General features: G+C 46.7%; 6 protein-coding genes and 1 pseudogene. All 7 read right to left on the reverse strand.

Annotated elements, in window-relative coordinates; genetic code table 11:
* Window positions 1–292, reverse strand: a pseudogene (locus tag AC1DUA_RS21905) (hypothetical protein); the annotation flags it as partial.
* A 3-nt stretch (window positions 293–295) separates the two neighbouring features.
* A complete protein-coding gene (locus AC1DUA_RS21910) occupies window positions 296–442 on the reverse strand; it encodes a hypothetical protein (protein ID WP_164819488.1) in 147 nt (48 codons plus the stop codon).
* Window positions 443–463: 21 nt separating this feature from the next.
* Complete coding sequence (dnaB, locus tag AC1DUA_RS21915; RefSeq protein ID WP_477501791.1) at window positions 464–1,861, reverse strand: replicative DNA helicase; 1,398 nt, start codon at window positions 1,859–1,861, stop codon at window positions 464–466.
* The gene (locus AC1DUA_RS21920) at window positions 1,839–2,240 is read right to left on the reverse strand and encodes a hypothetical protein (protein ID WP_477501792.1); all 402 of its coding nucleotides are present in this window, start codon (window positions 2,238–2,240) and stop codon (window positions 1,839–1,841) included. The genes dnaB and AC1DUA_RS21920 overlap by 23 nt, the downstream gene beginning before the upstream one ends.
* Window positions 2,200–3,141: a helix-turn-helix domain-containing protein gene (locus tag AC1DUA_RS21925; protein WP_477501793.1), complete on the reverse strand. Its 942-nt coding sequence runs from the start codon at window positions 3,139–3,141 to the stop codon at window positions 2,200–2,202. The genes AC1DUA_RS21920 and AC1DUA_RS21925 overlap by 41 nt, the downstream gene beginning before the upstream one ends.
* A 280-nt stretch (window positions 3,142–3,421) precedes the next feature.
* Window positions 3,422–3,574 carry a DUF6906 family protein gene (locus tag AC1DUA_RS21930; protein ID WP_477501794.1) on the reverse strand — a complete coding sequence of 51 codons (153 nt, stop codon included), beginning with the start codon at window positions 3,572–3,574 and terminating at the stop codon, window positions 3,422–3,424.
* Between the two features lie 190 nt (window positions 3,575–3,764).
* On the reverse strand, window positions 3,765–5,319 hold a 1,555-nt coding region (locus AC1DUA_RS21935), incomplete at its 5' end, for a sbcc family protein (protein WP_477501795.1).

Below are 5,319 nucleotides of genomic sequence, written 5' to 3' on the forward strand. Positions count from 1 at the left end.
GCCCTGTAGCAACCTCGATGTAGGTAATGCCCCTCTTGAATAGCTCCATCCGAACTCCCCAGCCAATCCCACCGAGCATAGCCATTCGATTGGCCTGAGCATATGCAAAATCTTCGATGCAGACAACATCTTCTGGGCCTACCAAGTGAACAATACGATCGATGAGTTTGACCATTCGTTCCGGGTCTTTTCCTGTAACTTCAACTTCCTGAGCGTCCCAGACATCACCGTACTCATCTAGTGCGACGAACCCTGTCTTGGTGGAAGTATCAATGCCTACATACCGTGCCATTGTTCAGCCAGCCTTCCTGCAGCTGAGACCATTGCGAACTTTCTTGAGAATAGCGATGTACTTCTCATCCATCACATAAACCTCTCCGATTATGTTCTTCCCTTGAAGGACCAAATACCGGTACTTATTCTCGAACAGCGGATCCCGCATGTTTTATCGCTCCTCTCGCATTTATGCCCAGCGTCGTTTGTTATTGCCTGATACTGGCTGCACTTTTGGTTTATCAAGCACACTTTGATGTGATCTATCCAGGTTAACGAATTTATTAAAATTCTTTTGGAAAGCTAGCTCTACCGTTCCAACCGGACCATTACGCTGTTTAGCTATAATGATTTCGATAATGTTTTTCTTTTCGGATTCCTTGTCGTAGTAATCATCCCGGTACAAGAAAGCCACGATATCTGCATCCTGCTCGATGGAGCCTGACTCCCGGAGGTCTGACATCATCGGACGCTTATCCTGCCGCTGCTCAACACCTCGGCTGAGCTGTGAAAGAGCGATGATTGGAACATCCAACTCCCGAGCTATTTGCTTGAGCGTACGCGAAATCTTGGAGATTTCCTGCTGCCGATTCTCGCTACGACCGGAACCGCTGATCAGCTGAAGGTAATCTATGAGTATGAGTCCAAGCGAGCCCGAGTCTTTCTTAAGCTGCTTGCAACGGGTTCGAATCTCGTTAACCGTGATTGAAGGGCTGTCGTCGATGTAGACATTAGACCTCGACAGCTCGCCGATCGCCATGGTCAGTTTCTCCCAGTCGTCGCCCTCCATCATTCCGCTACGCATTCGACTGGCATCGATCCGACCTTCTGAAGAGAGCATTCGCTGAACCAATTGTGTAGCGCCCATCTCAAGGCTGAAGACTGCAATTGTTTCACCGCTTGTCGTGCCAGCGCTCTGCGCAACGTTTAAGGCTAAAGCCGTCTTCCCTACTGACGGACGAGCTCCAATGATGATCAAATCCTGCCGTTGGAATCCTGAGGTCTGTTTATCCAGGTCAATAAACCCAGATGAAATGCCCGTGATGCCCCCGGGATTCGGGTTCGCATTGTTCTTTTCAATCTGCTCGAATACCTGCATACTGACTTGATCAATCCGTTTGAATCCGCCTTTCTTGTTAGCAGATCTTTCCGCAACTTCTTCAGCCACAGCCTGCGCCTGAGCCGCCATTTCCTCGGCCGTCAGATCATTATTTTGGAAGATCTTCTGCATCCCCGCTCGAGTCTTTCGCTCAAGTGCGGAATCAAGTACGATCTTGGCATAATAATCCACGTTGGCCACCGTAGGAACTGCACTTGTCAGTTCCGATAGGTACCCAACACCGCCGACATGTTCGAGTTGCTGACGCCGCTGCAAGTGCTTGGTGACGGTTAGTAGATCAACAGGTGTATCCGTCTCTGCAGCATCGTGGAGCTCAATCATGGACTCGTATATGATTCGGTGCTTGGGCTCAATGAAGTCCTCTGGCAATAGCCGCTCAGAAACGACCGACATCGTTTCATTCTCGGTGAAAATGGCTCCAAGAACAGCCTGCTCAGCGCTCAAGTCATCGTTCATTTCGTGCTGCATATGCTCGGATCGCCTCCAACCTTTGCTCGTAGGGCAAACTCATCATGGCCCTGATGTGATCAGGAGGACCGACGGAGTTCTTTAACCATTCATCGCGTTTTTCTAAGAACTCTTGAGCTGAACGCTTCATGGACTCGTGATACAGCTCCTCTTCGGTCTTCAAGGGCTGCTTGAGCTTGCCGATACTTGGCGGCCACTGCTCAGCGCTATCCGAATGCCGGCGCAAGTTCTCTGCTGCCAATTCGAAAGGTGTGCTTTCCAGATCCTCCAGCCATTCATCCACCATGGTCTGCAGTGACTGCAAGTCATTCGGGATTTGGAACCCGGGGTACTTCCCCTTAATTTTCTTGAGCAACTGCGTGACTTCCGCTCTGTTCACGCTCAAGTTCCTCCCTTGCGATTTGATCCAGCATGGTAAAAGCTTGTTCTTGCTTGGTTTTATGAGCCTTACCCGGGGCGACTTCACCTGACGACACAGGGATAGTTTGGGCATTCTCATTTCTCCAGGCATCCCAGATCCCGTTTTCGTAGTACAGAAAACTGGTTGGWAGCTTGAAGCTATTCCCTTCACGTTTGCGCTTGTCCTCAAGGAGGAGCTCCATAGTTCGGATGGTAAAAGGGTTAGGCATACCTCCGGCGACCATCTTACCCATGGCTTCGCGCTCTTTCGGTTTAACGTGAATGTCAAACTTGTGGTTAAGCTGGCAATAAGCATCCAGCAATTGCATTAACGGGTTTTTCTTTTCAGGTTCATATTCTGGATAAGTAATAGTAGTAGTAATAGTATTAAGATCTTTAAAGTCTTTTAGATCTATCATTTTTGATAGATCACTCTCATCTGATCTATCATTTTTGATGTATCTCTCGCCATGATCTATCATTTTTGATGTATCACTTTCACTGTGATCTATCATTATTGATGTATCACTTTTGAGTGATCTATCATTTTTGACGTATCTCTTTTGATCCATTTCTTTCTTGTTTTTGGCAACTTTTATGATCTCGCCGCGGGCTGTTCTGACTGAATTTATGTATCCTCGACTCTTCAAATTAGCCATATTTCTTTGAACCGTGACCTGGCTGGAACCAATTTCTTGTGCTATCCTCTCATGCTTCACCGGGGCGCCGCCGTGTACAAGCCCCCAGCGAGCTCCCAACCCATCTGTTTCTTCGTCAGTTATGGCATCAATACACCAGAGGAATTCCCAGATTGCCGGGCCAATACGATCACGATGTTCAAAAAGCCCGCTGGAGACAGGAATTATGTGATTGTCAGGCATTCATGTGTCATCCCCTCCCGCGGGCTCCTCTGTTAATTACTGCTGTGTCATTAAGTTATGCCTTGTGTTCATGCAGGTTAGTTGACTTATTAACCAGACCAAAGGCAGCTTCATAAAGAGTCTCAATACATGTAACACAAAGACTAAGCTCTACTTTTCTCCAATGAAAATAAGTACTGCTTTCCTGGACCCTCTCACAGCACAGACAACTTTGGTAAGCAATTTCATCACATAAAAATGCGTCGACTTTAAATGGAGTTGGCATTCTCCTTCTCAACCCCTATGCAGGAATAACTTTCAAGTCCTTGTTATCTCGATGAAAAATATGTAATTCATTGGATAGGTTCTTCATAACAAGCCAGTCCTTTGGATCTAATTTGGCTGCAATTATAGCTACTTGCTGCTGCCTTGTTGGCTTTTTTCCATTCTTCAAAGTGTTTGCCTCCGATCGTCTCTCAAATAAATATCTGGGTACTTTGCCCGCACAACGGTAAACCCAGGATAGGCAATTGCAAAATACGTAATTACCTCTTTTTTAAATGCATCAGGGTCCTCATCAAGTAAATCCCAAATTCGTTTACAAACACCCGACCTCATGAGTGGTGGCCCACCCTCAAGTTCATTCATGCTACTTTGACATCTATGCCGGCATCCGTATTCTCAAAGAAAATCTGTTGTTCAAACACAGCCTGCGCTTCTTCGATATGCGTAATGACGAGGACCTTCTTGAATCGATCTGCTACAGCTTTAATGGATTCAAGAACCAGCCCACGGTGCTCAGCATCTTGAGAACCTAATCCCTCATCAATCGTTAGCCACTCCACTTTGCTACCGGCACGCTGCGCTAACAGCTCAGCTAGAGCAAATCGGATCGCATAGTCGATACGAAGCTGCTCACCACCTGAGAACGTTTCGTAAGGCCGCTCAGACGTCCAATCGCCAATCATGATATCTAATGTCTCTTGAACTCCATCCCGGCTTTTCAACTCACGCTGTGTTTCAAAACGAATGTAATGCTTTCCTTTTGACATTTTGCCAAGAATCTCATTTGCGATATGCTCGAGCTGGGGAACAGCATTTTCAATGATTAGTGCAGGAATTCCATCGCGGCCAAAAGCACGAATCAAAGTTTGATATCGGCTCCACTTTTTAGCCTTTGGTTCTAACTCATCTACCAGCTGCAGGCGAGCCTGTTCATCCTTCTCCAGCGCAGCCAGCTCAGTTTTCAAACCGCCTATCTGTTCGGCGAGAATGTGCTGTCGATCCCGAAGCTGCTGCAGCTCACGTTGGATGATAGACAGCTCTGTTACTGCTGAATCCAGACTCTGTGTTTCCAACAGAAGCAGAGATCGTTCCTCCTCAATTGCAGCTTTGCTTTCCGCTTTTCTTTCTAATTCCAAATCAATGGCTGCTATGCGAGCAGCAGAGCTTTGTTTAGCTTCACGCGCTGCTCCTATTTGGTCTTTTAAATTCGCCCAAGGTTGGAGAGTTTCCATGCTTCTACGAAGTGCTGGCAGTGGTGCTAAAGCTTCACGTAAAGTGTCTAACTCTTTTTGAGAATTTATTTGTTTCAGCGTTAGCTCTTCTATTTGGCTATTCAACCGAGTACTTTGCTCCTGCAGGCTTACAAGAAGCTCTTCTTTCGCTTGCATCTGGCCCGCCTCTTCTGCCATTGGTCTGAGTTCTTCAATGCGTATTTTTAATGCCCGGTGAGCAGCAAAATCATAGCCAATCTCTTGCTGTTTCTCCGTCAGGCCGGTTATTTGTTTATTTAATGTAGTTAATTTTGATAAGTCGATGTTGTTCAATTCTTCATGCTTTCTAATCAGCACTTGCTTTGCATCTTGAGCATCCGATAGAAACAAGCAGGCCGCCTTCGTGTCATCAATACAATTCGAATCGGTGAGCATTGCAGTCTTGGACTCAAGCATGCCAATTTCTGATTCGAGTAAGCTCCTTTTCGTGTTGATCCTTGTCTGCTCCGCACTGTAATCAGCTCGAACATCCAAGATTTCCTTTTCAATCGAATCCCACTCTTCAGCGAGCTTCTCCATTCGCTTCTGTTGTAATGCAGCAGCCGTATACTCTGCTGATTTCGCCAAAAACAACGCACGGCTCTGAAGCAACTGCTGCAGGTTTCTGATCCTGTGATCAAGTGGTGCAATCTCATTCCTAATA

The organism is Paenibacillus sp. 01T422, assembly GCF_056398785.1.